A 15,500-nucleotide genomic window follows, 5' to 3' on the forward strand; every position below is an offset into this window, starting at 1 on the left:
TGCATGCTCAACGTCACGCCGATTCGAGGAAACAACCAGTACGCTGCAGCACGTTATTTTTCTGCTGCAGACGACTACTACGCCAAGGAAACACCCGGCGAGTGGCAAGGCGAAGGTGCCGAACGGCTCGGCCTGGTCGGCCCCGTCGATCAGCTGCAACTGGCCAAACTGCTTGATGGCAAGTTGCCGAACGGCGAGCGGATTCACACCACGTTCAATGCCGAAACCAACAAGCGGCGCATGGGCTTGGACATGACATTCTCGGCGCCGAAATCGGTGTCGATGCAAGCACTCGTCGCCGGCGACAAAAATGTCACCCTGGCTCACGACCGGGCGGTGGCCAAGGCCATGCACCACGTCGAAAAACTCGCCCAGGCACGGCGCAAGGAGCAGGGCAAGTTCCTTCGCGAACGCACCGGGAACATGGTCATCGGCAAGTTTCGCCACGAAATGAGTCGCGGCAAGGATCCCCAGCTGCACACCCATGCGGTGATCATGAACATGACGCAGCGCGCCGATGGTAAATGGCGTGCCTTGTTCAACGACGATATTTTCAAGGTTCAGCATGAAGTTGATGCCATGTACAAAGGCCAACTGGCCTTGGAGCTGCGCGAGCTGGGCTACGAGATCCGCGTACTCGATGGCAAAGGCAACTTCGAGCTGAATCACATTTCACGGGAACAGATCGAAGCATTCTCCAGCCGTAGCAAGGTCATCGAGGAAGCGCTGGCCAAGGACGGGAAAACCCGGGCCGACGCGACCACCCTTGAAAAACAAGTTATCTCCATGGCCACCAGGCCGCACAAGGACGAACGCGACCGGGACCTGGTGAAACAGTATTGGGTGACGAAAAGCCGCGAGCTGGGAATCGACTACGGCCCACAGAGTCGGCTGGATGGCCGCGAATATGGTGAAACAGGCCCAGCGTCAGGGGCAGGTGTTCCATCTGATCCCAACTTACCCGCAGCGATCACACCAGCCCAAGCCGTTGTGCAGTACGCAATCAATCACCTGACCGAGCGCGAGCAGGTAGTTACCGAACAGGATCTAATGACCGTGGCGCTTCGACGTTCGGTAGGTTTGGCCGGTCCTGACCAGGTAAGGGGTGAAATAGATCGCCTGGTAAAACAGGGCACGCTCATAGAGTCGGCACCGGCCTACGCAATGGCGCAGCCCACGGAGAACGCGCCTGTTTTGTCGCCTGCAGGTTGGCAATCTCACCTGCAGGAGTTGAAAGGCTGGACGGACAAGCAGGCAAAACAGTACGTGGCCACCGCCATCGAACGGGGTTCATTGGTGCCAACCGAAAAGCGCTACACCACGCAGAAGGGCTTGAAACGCGAGAAAGCCATTCTTGCCATTGAGCGCACTGGCCGGGGCCAGGTTACTCCGCTCATGTCTCAGGAACAGGTCGCTAAAGCACTCGAAGGGTCAACCCTCACCGCTGGCCAGCGGCAAGCCGTCGAGGCCATCGTCAGCACGCCAAATCGGTTTGTGGGTATTCAGGGTGATGCCGGGACGGGCAAAACCTACTCTGTCGAACGGGCCGTGCAATTGCTCACATCCGTCAACGAGGCAATGAGCTACGGCAAAACAGAGGATCAACCCGGCTACCGGATCCTCGCGTTGGCTCCGTATGGCAACCAGGTTGCCGCACTCAAAAATGAGGGGATGGACGCTCATACCCTGGCCAGCTTTTTCAACACCAAAGACAAGACCCTGGACGAGAGGACGATCATTGTTCTCGACGAGGCCGGTGTCGTCGGCGCTCGCCAGATGGAACAGCTCATGCGCCTGGTGGAAAAGTCCGGCGCCCGTCTTGTCCAGCTGGGCGACACCAAACAGACCGAGGCCATCGAGGCGGGCAAGCCATTCGCCCAGCTCCAGCAGAACGGCATGCAAACCGCCCGGATCAAGGAAATCCAGCGGCAGAAAGACCCCGAACTGAAAATTGCCGTCGAGCACGCCGCCGATGGCAATACCCCCATGTCCCTGCAGCACATCAAGCACATTGAGGAACTGCGCAATCCTACCGATCGACACCAGGCGATTGTGAACGACTACATGCAGCTCACTGACCAGGAGCGCAAAGAGGTGTTGATCGTTGCCGGTACGAACAAAGACCGTAAAGAGATCAACACCTTGGCGCGCAAGGCCTTGGGACTTGAGGGCCAAGGGACAAAGTTCGACACGTTGAACCGCGTTGACATGACCCAGGCAGAGCGCCGCTTTGCCCCGACCTACCAGCAAGGGATGGTGATTCAGCCGGAGAAAGACTACAAAAAGGCGGGCTTGGCCCGTGGCGAAATCTACACCGTCAAGCAGGCGCTGCCGGGGAACATCCTTGTAGTGATCGGCGCCGATGGCGAGAGTCGTCAGATCAACCCTCGACAGGTTACGAAGCTCAGCGTCTATAAGATGGAGCGCCCGGAGCTGTCCATTGGCGACCTGGTACGCATCACCCGCAATACCCCATCACTCGACCTCACCAACGGCGACCGGATGCGTGTGGTCAGCACAGCCAACGGAATGATCGAGCTGGCTTCGACCAAAGAGCGCGACGGAAAGCCCGAGCGCGTGGTGAAGTTGCCCGCGAATAAACCGCTGCACCTGGAACACGCTTACTCCGCGACTGTTCACAGTGCGCAGGGCCTGACCAATGATCGGGTGATGATCTCCGTCAACACCAAGAGCCGTACCACTTCGCTCAATCTGTTCTACGTGGCCATCAGTCGGGCACGGTTGGAGGCGAGGATCTACACCGATGCTATCGCCGGTTTGCCGGGGGCCATTGCCAAGCGCTACGACAAATCTACGGCACTGGCTCTGCAGAAAGAGCGTGACGCGCAACGTCTGCAGAAAGCGCACACCCCGAAAACGGTGGTGGATGGGCCAAAAACCGAGCGCGCTTTGGAACGCGAAAAACGCATGCGGCCCAACAGCCCAAGCGGCAGCATGGAACACACTAAATAGGGAAGAAGAGAGAAAACGGGAAATAGCTGTCAAGCCAAGGCTACTCGAAAAAATGTCGAGTAAGGCCTTCCTTTCGAGATCGAATTCTACTAACTTTACTGAAATTACTAACTTCAGTAATTTTACTAAATTCACTAAAACGGCGAACACATGAAAATCCCGACGCACTTGAAGCACAAGCCCGTTCTTGAAGTCGCAAACTACGATCAACTCGACGGTCCTTACAGGACGAAGACCGATGCGAAGGGGCTTTCGGTAGGACTGGCGCAATGGAACGAGCCCGGTTGCACGGAGATCTCGGCCAAGGTGTGGCGCAATACCGGCGAAAAATGGTCCCGCCAATCTGAAGAGTTACCCCTGCACAGGGTGATCGATCTGGCCACCCTGGTCTGTGCTGCCATTCGCTACGCGGAAAATGGCAACGAACTGACATCAACTGAAGACTTCCCCATTTCCTTTTCGACCGATAACGAGGAGTTGAAGCGGTACCTGGAGATCATGAAAAAAGAACTGGCCGCCAACAAAGAGCATCTCGACGTGAGTCTGAACCGCTTGGTGATTGCGTTGAAAAAACTAGGCAAATGCTAGGTGTAACGACCTGCAAACGAAAACGTTCCGACCTGCAATCAAGGCGTTTTCCGACCAGGATTAACTGCGATTGTCCGGTCCGGCAAACCAGCGTTAGCTGCGAATGAACCTGCATTGATCCACACCAACCTGCATTCCATCGTCGCCAACCAGCATTAACTGCAAGTGAGAGGATCTTGTGGGTAGGGATCACAGGTTTCGACGCAGACTTAATGCCATGTTTGCCAACGAGCGGATTCCCCGGAATTTTTGTCACATTATTAGTCTTACGAACCCTTTGCATGTCTTAAATTAACTAACGGGTTAAGTGACAATTTTTGACGGCCACAGCTTTCCGACTCAAACTGTCACATAATCGAACGTATATGTGACAGGACAAAATATGCAAATTGGCTACATGCGGGTATCCAAGGCTGACGGCACCCAGGGGACGGACTTGCAGCGCGATGCGCTGGTTGCTGCCGGCGTCGATCCGGCCCACCTCTATGATGATCAGGTGTCCGGCAAGCGCGAGGACCGCCCCGGTCTGGTCGCATGCCTCAAAGCGCTACGGCCAGGTGACACGCTGGTGGTCTGGAAGCTCGACCGGCTGGGTCGGGACCTGCGTCACCTCATCAACACCGTGCACGATATGACCGGGCGCGGTGTCGGGCTAAAAGTGCTGACCGGACATGGCGCTGCCATCGACACCACGACGGCAGCTGGCAAGCTGGTCTTTGGCATCTTTGCGGCACTAGCCGAGTTCGAGCGCGAACTGATTGCCGAGCGCACCATTGCCGGCCTGGCGTCGGCGCGGGCGCGCGGTCGAAAGGGCGGGCGTCCGTTCAAGATGACCGCAGCCAAGCTGCGGCTGGCCATGGCCGCGATGGGCCAGCCAGAAACCAAGGTGGGTGACCTGTGTCTGGAGCTTGGAATCACACGGCAGACCCTGTACCGGCACATTTCGCCCAAGGGCGAGTTGCGCCCCGATGGCGAGAAGCTGCTTGCCCGCACGTGACACGATGAGTGCCACCTACGCCATCGGCTTAGAGCCGCTAACACCACCTATCCACGAAGCGTGCGCAGATGATCGCGGCTGCCAACTTCAAAAGCGCTTCGTGGATGTCAAGGCGCCTTTCAAAGCGGATTCGCAGTTTGCCAAAGCCAGCAAACCATCCGTGCGTCCTCTCCACTACCCAGCGATGTTTGCCCAGCCTTTCGCTGCTTTCAATGCCGCGCCTGGCAATGCGGCTGGATATGCCTCGCTGCCTCAGATGGGCACGGCAGCGTTTGTAGTCATAGCCTTTGTCAGCATGCAGCTTCGCTGGTCGCTTGCGAGGTCGACCCTGCAGGCCTGCAACGCCAGGGATCGCATCCAAGCACCGCTCGAACATCATGGAGTCATGTCTGTTCGCCCCGCTGACAAGAACCACCAGCGGGATGCCTCTGGCGTCTACGACGATGTGCCGCTTGGAGCCGAGTTTTCCTCTGTCGGTGGGGTTCGGGCCTGTTTCCTGGCCCCCCGGGGGCTTGGTACCGAAGAGCCATCAATACTGGCCCGGCTCCAATCGATCTGGTCGTGTTCACGCAAACGCATCAGCATGGCCTGGTGCAACCTCTGCCAAACCCCTGCTGCGCTCCAATTCCGAAGTCGCCGCCAGCAAGTCATGCCGCTGCCATAGCCAAGGGATTGTGGGAGGTCTTCCCATGGAATGCCGGTATGCAACACGAACAAGATGCCGTTGAGGGCGGCCTCATCGCTCACTGCGAGCTTGCGTGCGCCACCTTTGGCGGAGGGAGTGAAGGTGGGGATCAGGGGCTGCAACTGCAGCCACAGTTCTTTGCTAACGGGTTGTCTTGCCATGAGGGCATGAAGCATAACTGCTTCATGCGGGTCTCTTGGGCAGTGGTGTTAGCGACTCTTAGAGTGCTTTATTTTCCGTTTTCTGAGACGACCCCACATAGGGCGAAAAGTCGCCGGCCGTGACGGCCAGTGGCAGGACGAGGGCGCTGGCGAGCAGAGCGCCGGTGAGTGCGATTTTCATCGTGTTCTCCTTATATGCCTATGGAGATCAGACGGCGACCACGGGGAAATCCACCGTGGTGTCGGCGATGTGGTTGGTGTAGTTGGTGAGCGTGTTCAGCGCGACGTTGGCGATCACTTCCAGTATCAGGCCGTCGTCGAGCCCCGCGCGGCGGTAGTTGGCCATGGCGTCGGCCGACACCACGCCGCGTTGCTCGACCAGCGCGCGGGCAAAGCCGGCGATTGCATCGTCAAGTGCGTTGGCCGCCTGGCCGGTGCGGGCCGCGGCGATGGCCTCTGCCGACAGTCCGGCACCTTTGCCGATCAGGGTGTGTGCGCTCAGGCAATACTGGCAGCGATTGGCTTGACCGGCAGCGAGCGCAACGATCTCGCGCTGGGAGGCATTCAGGCGGCCGGTGCCCAGCGTTTCGGACAAGCCGAGGTAGCCATTGAGCGCCGCCGGCGCGTGGGCCAGCGTGGCGAACAGGTTCGGCACCATGCCAAGCTTGGCTTTGACGGCCTTGAGTGTGGCAGCGGTAGCGGCGTCAGCGGTGTCGATGGTCAGGGGGGCGATTTGGGTCATGTCTATCTCCGTAGTGGGTGAGGTGCAAGAGCACGTGGGCATGATCGCCCTTTGTTTGGTACGATATGGCACGTAAAGTATCAAATACGTAACCTATCGTCTTATATGGAGAGTGGAATGGCGGATCGACTGGCCGGCTTGCTCCGGCACTACTCGCTTTCGGCGCGCGTTTTTCACAGCGGCGCCTTCTGTGGGCAGCATCATTACGCGGCGCCGCATGGCTATATCCATCTGGTGCGGCGCGGCCCGATTACGGCGCGTTCGCCCGTGCATGAAGATCTGCTGGTTACCGAGCCGAGCCTGCTGTTTTATCCGCGCGTGGCGTCGCATCGTTTTGTCGCCGCCCCCGGCGATACCGCTGAGCTGTTGTGTGCGGAGGTCGACCTGGGCGCTTCGACGGGCAATCCGTTGGCCATGGCCTTGCCGTCGATGCTGCTGATTCCGTTGGCGGACTTGCCCGGCCTCGGGCCGACGCTAGAGTTGCTGTTTGCCGAAGCCGAGCGCGACCAGTGCGGTCGGCAGGCCGCCATCGACCGCTTGTACGAGTTGCTACTGATCCAGTTGCTGCGTTATCTGATGGATGGGCGGCTTGGCGCCACCGGACTGCTGGCGGGCCTGGCCGACCCGAAACTCGCGCGCGCCATAACCGCCATGCACGATGCGCCGCAGACCGCGTGGTCGCTCGAGGCGCTGGCGGCGAAGGCGGGCATGTCACGCGCGCGCTTCGCCGCCGCGTTCAAGGACGCGGTGGGCGTCACGCCGGGCGACTATCTGGCCGACTGGCGGATGAACGTCAGTTGCACCCTGCTCAAGCAGGGGCGGCCGGTGGCGGTGGTGGCCGACCGCGTCGGCTACGGCAGCCCGAACGCTCTGGCGCGCGCCTTCCGCGTGCGCATGGGCTGCGCCCCGCGCGACTGGCTGGCGCAGCAGCGCGGTGACGCGGCGCTCAGCGGTTCGTGAGTTTGAGTTCGATTCGCCGGTTCTTGGCGTAGGCGGCGCCGGTGTTGCGCTCGTCGAGCGGGTGAAATTCGCATCACGCCGGAACAACTGGCGGAACTCCAGGTGGCGATCCGTCAACGGCTGGTCAGTCTGTTCGTGCGGCGCGGCCGGCTGGACAAGGCTGAGTCAGTGGCGCAGGTAGCTGGATGACGCTGTCCCGCCCTGAGCCGACGCTCACAGGCGGGGATTTCCAGTGTCGTCATTGTCGGCTATTGGCCGGCAGCAGCCCGTCGTTGCCTGATGGATCCAACCCCTCCGCTGCTATAGTGCAGTCGGCTTCTGACGTTCAGTGCAGCCGTCTTCTGAAAACGACAGGCGCGCTCCTGGACGTGATGAACAACTCCCACGGATCAGGTGATGCGCCCCTGAAACCGCGTGTGTAGAGGGGTTGTTGCCGCTGACCGAAAACTGACCCAGTAGAGGCTGTTCTGCCGACTGAAAACTGACCCAGGTGTTCAACTGCTTCTGCTCAATTTTTGAGCAGGAGAACACAGGGTGATCAGTATGGAAATGATGGGCAAAATTCGCCGGATGTATTTCCGCGACAAGCTGTCGCTGCATGAGATAGCCAAGCGCACCGGGTTGGCGCGCAACACGATTCGCAAGTGGGTCAGAGCACCTGAGGCCAAGCCGCCGGTCTACCAACGCCGCGCGATCTTCAACAAACTCAGCCCTTTTCACGCCACGCTGGAGCAGGCGCTAAAAGCCGATTCGCTGCGGCCCAAGCAACAGCGGCGCAGTGCCAAGGCGCTGTTGGCGCAAATCAAAGCCGAAGGTTATGACGGTGGCTACAGCCAGCTCACCGCGTTTATCCGTGCCTGGCGAGGGGGACAGGGCAAGGCGTCGCAGGCCTTTGTGCCGCTGACCTTTGCTCTTGGCGAGGCGTTTCAGTTTGACTGGAGCGAGGAAGGCTTGCTGGTCGGCGGCATTTACCGGCGTATGCAGGTGGCACATCTGAAGCTGTGTGCCAGCCGTGCGTTCTGGCTTGTGGCGTATCCGAGCCAGGGCCATGAGATGTTATTGGGGAGCCCGCAGAATTCGGAAAAAATCGTACGCTAAGGTTTTCCGGGCAATCGTAGCGGCCTGAACTTCCCGATCTCCAGCCTGCGGCTCTGCCGCCAGACGTAATCGCCAGTCAGGTTGATGTGCTCCCAGCCCAGCGGCAATAGGTATTGCAGCAGCTCGCCGCCCACCGACTTGCCAGCCTCGACCAGCCCCAAGTGATGCACTCCAGATACATCGTGTTCCATAGCGCGATGGCCGTCACCAAGTTTGGGCTTCTGGCTCTGTAGCGCTGCGGCTCGAAGTTCCGATCCTGATTTTGCCTAAAACTGGACACTAGCTATTGTCTTTGAACAACGTCGATACGGTACGGGCAACATGGTCTGCACCGTCACTGATTTCACGCATAATAGTTGTTACAGTTGCGATCTGATCGTTGTTTTCTTCGGCGCTTCTAGCGATGCTGTTCATATCTATATTCAGTTGCTGAGTAAGCTTTCCGTTAGCAGTTACCACATTCTGGATTTCCACGGTGGCACTGCTAGTTCGAGCTGCCAACTGACGAACCTCGTCGGCTACTACAGCAAAGCCTCGGCCCATTTCACCCGCTCGGGCAGCTTCAATTGCGGCGTTAAGTGCTAGTAAGTTAGTTTGTTCTGCCACGCCTTGGATGATGGTAACAATTTTCTCGATATCTTTAGCCTGAGCATTTAGCTGTGTAATCGAAATAACCGCACCGTTTATTAAATTAAATGTACCCTGAGATAGTTCAATTGAACTAGCAAGGGACTCCATGCCCCGCACGGAAATTTGAGATGTCTCCTCGGCGGTGGTGAAGGAAAGCTCTGCGGCCTGGCGGATTTCATCAGCCTTATGCTTCTGCGAGCTGACGTCGGTGGCAAATTTTAACACTTTCACAACCTGGCCGGCTTCATCAATGACGGGGTTGTAGGTGGCCTCAAGATAGGTGGTCTCTCCCGATGCGGTCTTGCGCTCAAATTGCCCGCTGAAAAAAGTTCCTCCCTTTAAACTCTGCCAAAAATTTGGATTTTCTTGATAAAAATTATCGAAACAGAACATTCGGTGGTGTCGACCCTTGATATCGCTGAGGCGATAACCCATAGCACGGAGGAAATTCTCATTTGCATGCAGGATGTCACCGTTAGGTGTGAACTCGATCTCCGCCATCGAGCGGGAGATGGCTGCATGGACGGCTCTTAGTGAGAGTAACTCGTTTTCTCTCTGAGTGACATCTGAGCCAATCTTAATGATTTCAATAACTTTTCCATCTTGATTTTGAACTGGAATATAAGTAGCCTCAATCAATACTAAGTTACCGTCTTTGCGCAGCCGCCTAAATAAACCTGATTGAAGATGGCCGTCAGCCAATTTCTGCCAGAAGCGCGAATAATCAGCTGTGTTAGCATAATTCTTTTCGCAGAAAATTCTGTGGTGCTGCCCTGCTATTTCTTCGAGTTTGTAACCAAGCATCTCTAGAAAGATATTGCTCGCATAGATTACGCTCCCGTCTGGCCTGAATCTGATTTCCGCGACATTTCGACTTATTGAATCAAGCTGCCGCTGTAGTTCTGAGAGCTTATTTTCTGTGTCCAGCAGTTGTTTGTTTTTATTGAAAAACATAATCATTACCTTTGTGCAAATAAAATAATACTTGGGGCCCAATTTATACTGGTCTTAGTCTGCGAATCTTCATGGGAGACGGGACTAATCAGAGCCCTCGCTCTTGGATAACATTAGACGCTCGCGCGCAAAATTCCACCCATTCCGATAAGGCGGCGTATAGAGCCTTAGCGGCATCTGAGGTTGGCGCGTACTTATCTCTGTCGCAAGCCCATCTGGTGAACCGCTTCAGGGTATGCAGGCATCGTAGTCAGTGTCTGAGGGTCGGTTGAGGTCAATTTTGACTTCAAGAATCTAGACGTGGAGGGGAGGCCTCATGCCCGGCAAGACTTTAATTTCCATTGGCATGAGGCGCATGTTATTCGTGAACAGGCAAGATCCAAGTTTAAGCTTGTTTACTGATATTTTGCGGAGCCGATGAACTTAGAGAAATGCTCGCACCATATTTGGACCGTTGTAAACTCGTTGACGTTGACGCTTGCAGGAATGGTTTTCTTGAAATTCCCGAAGTTTTTCAATTCGCCAATCAGAATTGCTTCTTTCTTTATGTCCAAAAACGATTCTTTGTCGGTGGCTTGTTTCTTTGTCAGGTAAATTTTGTAGTCTGGACCAGGTGCTACATCACCTTTAAATACAATTTCGTTATCCGTAACAAAAAGTTGTCCATTCGCCCAGTGAAGGGCGTCGCTGCCTTTCTGATCTTTCTTGAACTCTCCGCTATACTTTGCCACCTTTTGCACTTCTTCAATTTCGGCGATGGTGGCGTTTTCTTGTGCTGTCAAAATCGGAAGTATATAGATCCCTAGCCCAACTCCCGCGCCAAACAGAGCCAGGTGGGACGCGAGCAGAATTATTTTTAATTGCTTTTTCATGGGTTGCCTCATGCAGTGAGTTATTTGGTGTGTCCATCACAATAGGTTAGCGCAACCGCTTCTTGAGAGCATAGCTCTTTATAGTTGGAAAATTAGCGATTTGCAGCCATGTGTCATATTGAGCTATACCCTAACCGGACGTCAGGCAAGGCCGCTCCGAGTCGTCAGAATAGAGTGGTCTTTCGCATTCGTTGACACATGCCCGCGAAGGTCATAGATTTCAGCCTGACAGAAATGGGCTTTGAGGCACAACGGAACAGAAAGTGCACTTAAGCCGCCTTCAACCAAGGAGACATCGTGCAGGGGCACCGCATCGGCTACGTCCGGGTCAGCAGCTTTGACCAGAACCCGGAACGCCAGCTGGAACAAACCCAGGTGAGCAAGGTGTTCACCGACAAGGCATCGGGCAAGGACACCCAGCGCCCCCAGCTCGAAGCGCTGCTGAGCTTCGTCCGCGAAGGCGATACAGTGGTGGTGCACAGCATGGATCGGCTGGCCCGCAACCTCGATGACCTGCGTCGCTTGGTACAGAAGCTGACTCAGCGCGGCGTGCGCATCGAGTTCCTGAAGGAGGGCCTGGTGTTCACTGGCGAGGACTCGCCGATGGCCAACCTGATGCTGTCGGTGATGGGGGCCTTCGCTGAGTTCGAGCGCGCCCTGATCCGCGAGCGGCAGCGTGAGGGCATCGCCTTGGCCAAGCAGCGTGGCGCGTACCGGGGCCGCAAGAAAGCCCTGTCCGATGAGCAGGCTGCTACCCTGCGGCAGCGAGCGACGGCCGGCGAGCCCAAGGCGCAGCTTGCCCGCGAGTTCAACATCAGCCGGGAAACCCTCTACCAGTACCTCCGCACGGACGACTGACACATGCCGCGTCGCTTGATCCTCTCGGCCACGGAGCGGGACACCCTGCTTGCGCTGCCGGAAAGCCAGGATGACCTGATCCGCTACTACACCTTCAACGACTCCGACCTGTCGCTGATCCGCCAGCGACGCGGCGACGCCAACCGCCTCGGCTTCGCCGTGCAGCTCTGCCTGCTGTGCTACCCCGGTTACGCGCTGGGAACCGACAGCGAGCTGCCCGAGCCGGTCATCCTGTGGGTGGCGAAGCAAGTCCAGGCCGAGCCGGCGAGCTGGGCAAAGTACGGCGAGCGCGACGTGACCCGTCGCGAGCATGCCCAGGAACTGCGCACCTACCTGCAACTGGCCCCGTTCGGCCTGTCCGACTTCCGCGCCCTGGTGCGCGAGCTAACCGAGCTGGCCCAGCAGACCGACAAAGGCTTGCTGCTGGCCGGTCAGGCCCTGGAGAGCCTACGGCAGAAACGACGCATCCTGCCGGCGCTGAGCGTGATTGACCGGGCCTGCTCGGAAGCCATTGCGCGAGCCAATCGGCGGGTCTACCGCGCCCTGGTCGAACCTCTCACCGACTCGCATCGGGCCAAGCTGGACGAGTTGCTTAAGCTCAAGGCCGGCAGCAGCATCACCTGGTTGACCTGGCTGCGGCAGGCACCGCTGAAACCCAACTCCCGCCACATGCTTGAGCACATCGAACGGCTGAAGACATTTCAGCTGGTGGACTTGCCCGAAGGCCTTGGCCGGCACATCCACCAGAACCGCCTGCTCAAGCTGGCCCGCGAGGGTGGGCAGATGACGCCCAAAGACCTTGGCAAGTTCGAGCCGCAGCGACGTTATGCGACCCTGGCCGCCGTGGTACTGGAGAGCACTGCAACCGTGATTGATGAGCTGGTGGATCTGCACGACCGCATCCTGGTCAAGCTGTTCAGCGGCGCGAAACACAAGCATCAGCAGCAGTTCCAGAAGCAGGGCAAGGCGATCAATGACAAAGTGCGCCTGTACTCCAAGATCGGCCAGGCGCTGCTGGAGGCAAAGGAAAGCGGCAGCGATCCCTACGCCGCCATCGAGGCGGTGATTCCCTGGGACGAGTTCACCGAGAGCGTCAGTGAGGCCGAGCTGCTGGCCCGGCCGGAGGGCTTCGACCACCTGCACCTGGTCGGCGAGAACTTCGCCACCCTGCGCCGCTACACGCCGGCCCTGCTGGAGGTACTGGAGCTGCGCGCCGCCCCGGCCGCGCAAGGCGTGCTGGCAGCCGTGCAGACCCTGCGCGAGATGAACGCCGACAACCTGCGCAAGGTGCCGGCCGATGCCCCCACTGCCTTCATCAAGCCGCGCTGGAAGCCGCTGGTGATCACCCCGGAAGGCCTCGACCGGCGCTTCTACGAAATCTGCGCGCTGTCCGAGCTGAAGAACGCCCTGCGCTCCGGCGACATCTGGGTCAAGGGCTCGCGGCAGTTCCGCGACTTCGACGACTACCTGCTGCCGGCCGAGAAGTTCGCCGCACTCAAGCGCGAGCAGGCCCTGCCCCTGGCGATCAACCCGAACAGCGACCAGTACCTGGAAGAGCGTTTGCAGCTGCTGGACGAGCAGTTGGCCACCGTCACCCGCCTGGCCAAGGACAACGAGCTGCCCGATGCCATCCTCACCGAGTCAGGGCTGAAAATCACCCCGCTGGATGCGGCGGTGCCGGATCGGGCGCAGGCGCTGATCGACCAAACCAGCCAGTTACTGCCGCGCATCAAGATCACCGAACTGCTGATGGACGTGGACGACTGGACGGGCTTCAGCCGCCACTTCACCCACTTGAAGGACGGGGCCGAGGCCAAAGACAGGACGTTGCTGCTGTCCGCAATCCTCGGTGATGCGATCAACCTCGGGCTGACCAAGATGGCCGAGTCGAGCCCCGGCCTGACCTACGCCAAGCTGTCCTGGCTGCAAGCCTGGCACATCCGCGACGAAACCTATTCGGCGGCCTTGGCCGAGCTGGTCAACCACCAGTATCGCCACGCCTTTGCCGCCCACTGGGGCGACGGCACGACCTCATCCTCCGATGGCCAGCGCTTCCGCGCGGGTGGCCGGGGCGAGAGCACCGGGCACGTCAACCCGAAGTACGGTAGCGAGCCGGGACGGCTGTTCTATACCCATATCTCCGACCAGTACGCGCCGTTCAGCACCCGCGTGGTGAATGTCGGCGTCCGCGATTCCACCTATGTGCTCGACGGCCTGCTGTACCACGAGTCCGACCTGCGGATCGAGGAGCACTACACCGACACGGCCGGCTTCACCGATCACGTCTTTGCCCTGATGCACCTGCTAGGCTTCCGCTTCGCGCCGCGCATCCGCGACCTCGGCGAAACCAAGCTGTACGTGCCGCAGGGCGTGCAAGCCTACCCGACGTTGCGCCCGCTGATCGGCGGCACCCTGAACATCAAGCACGTGCGTGCCCACTGGGACGACATCCTGCGCCTGGCCAGCTCGATCAAGCAGGGCACCGTCACCGCCTCGCTGATGCTGCGCAAGCTCGGCAGCTACCCGCGCCAGAACGGACTGGCCGTGGCCCTGCGCGAGCTGGGCCGGATCGAGCGCACGCTGTTCATCCTCGACTGGCTGCAAAGCGTCGAGCTGCGCCGTCGCGTGCATGCCGGCCTGAACAAGGGTGAAGCGCGCAACTCCCTGGCCAGGGCGGTGTTCTTCAACCGCCTCGGCGAAATCAGGGATCGGAGCTTCGAGCAGCAGCGCTACCGGGCCAGCGGCCTCAACCTGGTGACGGCGGCTATCGTGCTGTGGAACACAGTGTATCTGGAACGCGCCACCCAGGGGCTGGTCGAGGCTGGTAAGCCGGTGGACGGCGAGCTGCTGCAATACCTGTCGCCGCTGGGTTGGGAACACATCAACCTAACCGGCGATTACGTCTGGCGGCAGAGCCGCCGGCTTGAAGACGGGAAGTTCAGGCCGCTACGGTTGCCCGGAAAACCTTAGCGTACGATTTTTTCCGTTTTCTCTATTCGCCCCTTATTTGACGCCCATACACGCTCGTTCGGCTCCTTGGGCGGCGTGCCGCGCCGGGGCATCTACGACAACATGAAGACCGCCGTCGACAAGGTCAATAAGGGCAAAGGCCGGGCGGTGAATGCGCGCTTTGCGGTGATGTGCGCGCATTACCTGTTCGATCCGGACTTCTGCAACGTCGCCGCTGGTTGGGAAAAGGGCATCGTTGAAAAGAACGTGCAAGACAGCCGCAGGCGTATCTGGCTAGACGCCCAGGACTGCCAGTTTCACTCCTTCGAGGAACTCAATGCCTGGCTGGGCCAGCGCTGCCGCGCGCTTTGGAACGAGCTGACGCACCCTCAATACAGCGGGCTGAGTGTGGCCGAAGTGCTGGAGTTGGAGCGCGCTGAACTGATGCCTGTGCCAGCGCCATTCGACGGTTACGTCGAGCGGCCTGCGCGGGTCTCCAGCACCTGCCTGGTCAGCGTCGGGCGCAACCGCTACTCGGTGCCGTGTGAGTATGCGGGTAAGTGGGTCAGCAGCCGTTTGTATCCGACGCGAATCGAGGTGGTGGCTGACGACGCGCTGATCGCCAGCCATGTCCGCTTGCTGGATCGCGACCAGGTCAGCTATGACTGGCAGCACTACCTCCCGCTGATCGAACGCAAGCCCGGTGCGCTGCGCAACGGCGCGCCCTTTGCTGATCTGCCGGCGCCGCTGCGTCAGCTTAAGCACGGTCTGGGGCGTCATGCCGGCGGTGACCGGATCATGGCGCAAGTTCTGGCTGCCGTACCGGTCGCCGGGCTCGATGCGGTGCTGGTGGCTGTTGAGCTGGTACTGGAAAGCGGCAGCCTGAGCGCCGAACACATCCTCAATGTCGTGGCGCGCCTGGCCGCGACCGAACCACCACCCAGCGTCGAAACCCACTTGTCGCTCAAGGAAGCCCCCGTCGCTAACACGGCGCGCTACGACCGCCTGCGTGGCCAGACCGAGGAGATCGGTC

At 58.9% G+C, this 15,500-nt stretch carries 11 protein-coding genes and 4 pseudogenes; 8 read left to right on the forward strand and 7 right to left on the reverse strand.

The genetic code is table 11. The annotated features are described in order from the left end of the window. Positions 1-3 precede the first annotated feature (3 nt). The 3 genes from mobF (at position 4) to VSQ83_RS26615 (ending at position 4,558) form a co-directional block, all read left to right on the forward strand. A complete protein-coding gene (mobF, locus tag VSQ83_RS26605; RefSeq protein WP_070414896.1) occupies positions 4-2,973 on the forward strand; it encodes a MobF family relaxase in 2,970 nt (989 codons plus the stop codon). 150 nt (positions 2,974-3,123) lie between these two features. Continuing rightward, on the forward strand, positions 3,124-3,561 hold the full coding sequence (locus VSQ83_RS26610) for a DUF6530 family protein (protein WP_326427932.1): 438 nt from the start codon (positions 3,124-3,126) through the stop codon (positions 3,559-3,561). Between the two features lie 382 nt (positions 3,562-3,943). Continuing rightward, positions 3,944-4,558, forward strand: coding sequence for a recombinase family protein (locus tag VSQ83_RS26615; RefSeq protein WP_047306878.1), 615 nt, complete (start codon positions 3,944-3,946; stop codon positions 4,556-4,558). Between the two features lie 37 nt (positions 4,559-4,595). Here VSQ83_RS26615 and VSQ83_RS26620 read toward each other — a convergent pair. From VSQ83_RS26620 to VSQ83_RS26630, 3 genes are all read right to left on the reverse strand, one after another. Next, positions 4,596-5,404, reverse strand: a protein-coding gene (locus tag VSQ83_RS26620) for an IS5 family transposase (RefSeq protein WP_099421609.1) whose coding sequence is annotated in 2 segments (ribosomal slippage) — positions 4,596-5,074 and positions 5,074-5,404 — 810 coding nt in all. Because the reading frame shifts where the segments join, the coding sequence is not laid out codon by codon here. A 58-nt stretch (positions 5,405-5,462) separates the two neighbouring features. After that, the gene (locus VSQ83_RS26625; RefSeq protein ID WP_256213827.1) at positions 5,463-5,585 is read right to left on the reverse strand and encodes a hypothetical protein; all 123 of its coding nucleotides are present in this window, start codon (positions 5,583-5,585) and stop codon (positions 5,463-5,465) included. 27 nt (positions 5,586-5,612) lie between these two features. After that, on the reverse strand, positions 5,613-6,188 hold the full coding sequence (locus VSQ83_RS26630) for a carboxymuconolactone decarboxylase family protein (protein WP_003464997.1): 576 nt from the start codon (positions 6,186-6,188) through the stop codon (positions 5,613-5,615). Between the two features lie 75 nt (positions 6,189-6,263). Between VSQ83_RS26630 and VSQ83_RS26635 the strand changes: the two genes are divergently transcribed. Both VSQ83_RS26635 and VSQ83_RS26640 read left to right on the forward strand, forming a co-directional pair. Next, positions 6,264-7,106 (forward strand): helix-turn-helix transcriptional regulator, encoded by an 843-nt coding sequence (locus VSQ83_RS26635; RefSeq protein WP_047306875.1) that lies wholly within the window; start codon positions 6,264-6,266, stop codon positions 7,104-7,106. Between the two features lie 543 nt (positions 7,107-7,649). Further along, positions 7,650-8,186, forward strand: a pseudogene (locus VSQ83_RS26640) (IS21 family transposase); the annotation flags it as partial. Between the two features lie 14 nt (positions 8,187-8,200). Here the strand turns inward: VSQ83_RS26640 and VSQ83_RS26645 are convergent. The 4 genes and pseudogenes from VSQ83_RS26645 to VSQ83_RS26655 all read right to left on the reverse strand — a co-directional run. Next, positions 8,201-8,463: pseudogene (locus VSQ83_RS26645) on the reverse strand (Tn3 family transposase); the annotation flags it as partial. A 20-nt stretch (positions 8,464-8,483) separates the two neighbouring features. Further along, positions 8,484-8,942, reverse strand: coding sequence for a methyl-accepting chemotaxis protein (locus tag VSQ83_RS26900; protein ID WP_275941885.1), 459 nt, complete (start codon positions 8,940-8,942; stop codon positions 8,484-8,486). Between the two features lie 87 nt (positions 8,943-9,029). Beyond that, a pseudogene (locus VSQ83_RS26905) lies at positions 9,030-9,794 on the reverse strand (PAS domain-containing protein); the annotation flags it as partial. Positions 9,795-10,183: 389 nt separating this feature from the next. Further along, positions 10,184-10,660, reverse strand: a complete 477-nt coding sequence (locus tag VSQ83_RS26655; protein WP_011711661.1) for a DM13 domain-containing protein — start codon at positions 10,658-10,660, stop codon at positions 10,184-10,186. A gap of 297 nt (positions 10,661-10,957) precedes the next feature. Between VSQ83_RS26655 and VSQ83_RS26660 the strand changes: the two genes are divergently transcribed. From VSQ83_RS26660 to istA, 3 genes and pseudogenes are all read left to right on the forward strand, one after another. Beyond that, positions 10,958-11,518, forward strand: coding sequence for a recombinase family protein (locus VSQ83_RS26660; protein ID WP_001161490.1), 561 nt, complete (start codon positions 10,958-10,960; stop codon positions 11,516-11,518). A gap of 3 nt (positions 11,519-11,521) precedes the next feature. Then, positions 11,522-14,488: a Tn3-like element TnAs1 family transposase gene (locus VSQ83_RS26665; protein ID WP_070414742.1), complete on the forward strand. Its 2,967-nt coding sequence runs from the start codon at positions 11,522-11,524 to the stop codon at positions 14,486-14,488. 33 nt (positions 14,489-14,521) lie between these two features. Further along, a pseudogene (gene istA / locus VSQ83_RS26670) lies at positions 14,522-15,500 on the forward strand (IS21-like element ISPst3 family transposase); the annotation flags it as partial.

The sequence above is a fragment of the Pseudomonas sp. DSV-1 genome (assembly GCF_035830915.1).
Classification (GTDB): domain Bacteria; phylum Pseudomonadota; class Gammaproteobacteria; order Pseudomonadales; family Pseudomonadaceae; genus Aquipseudomonas.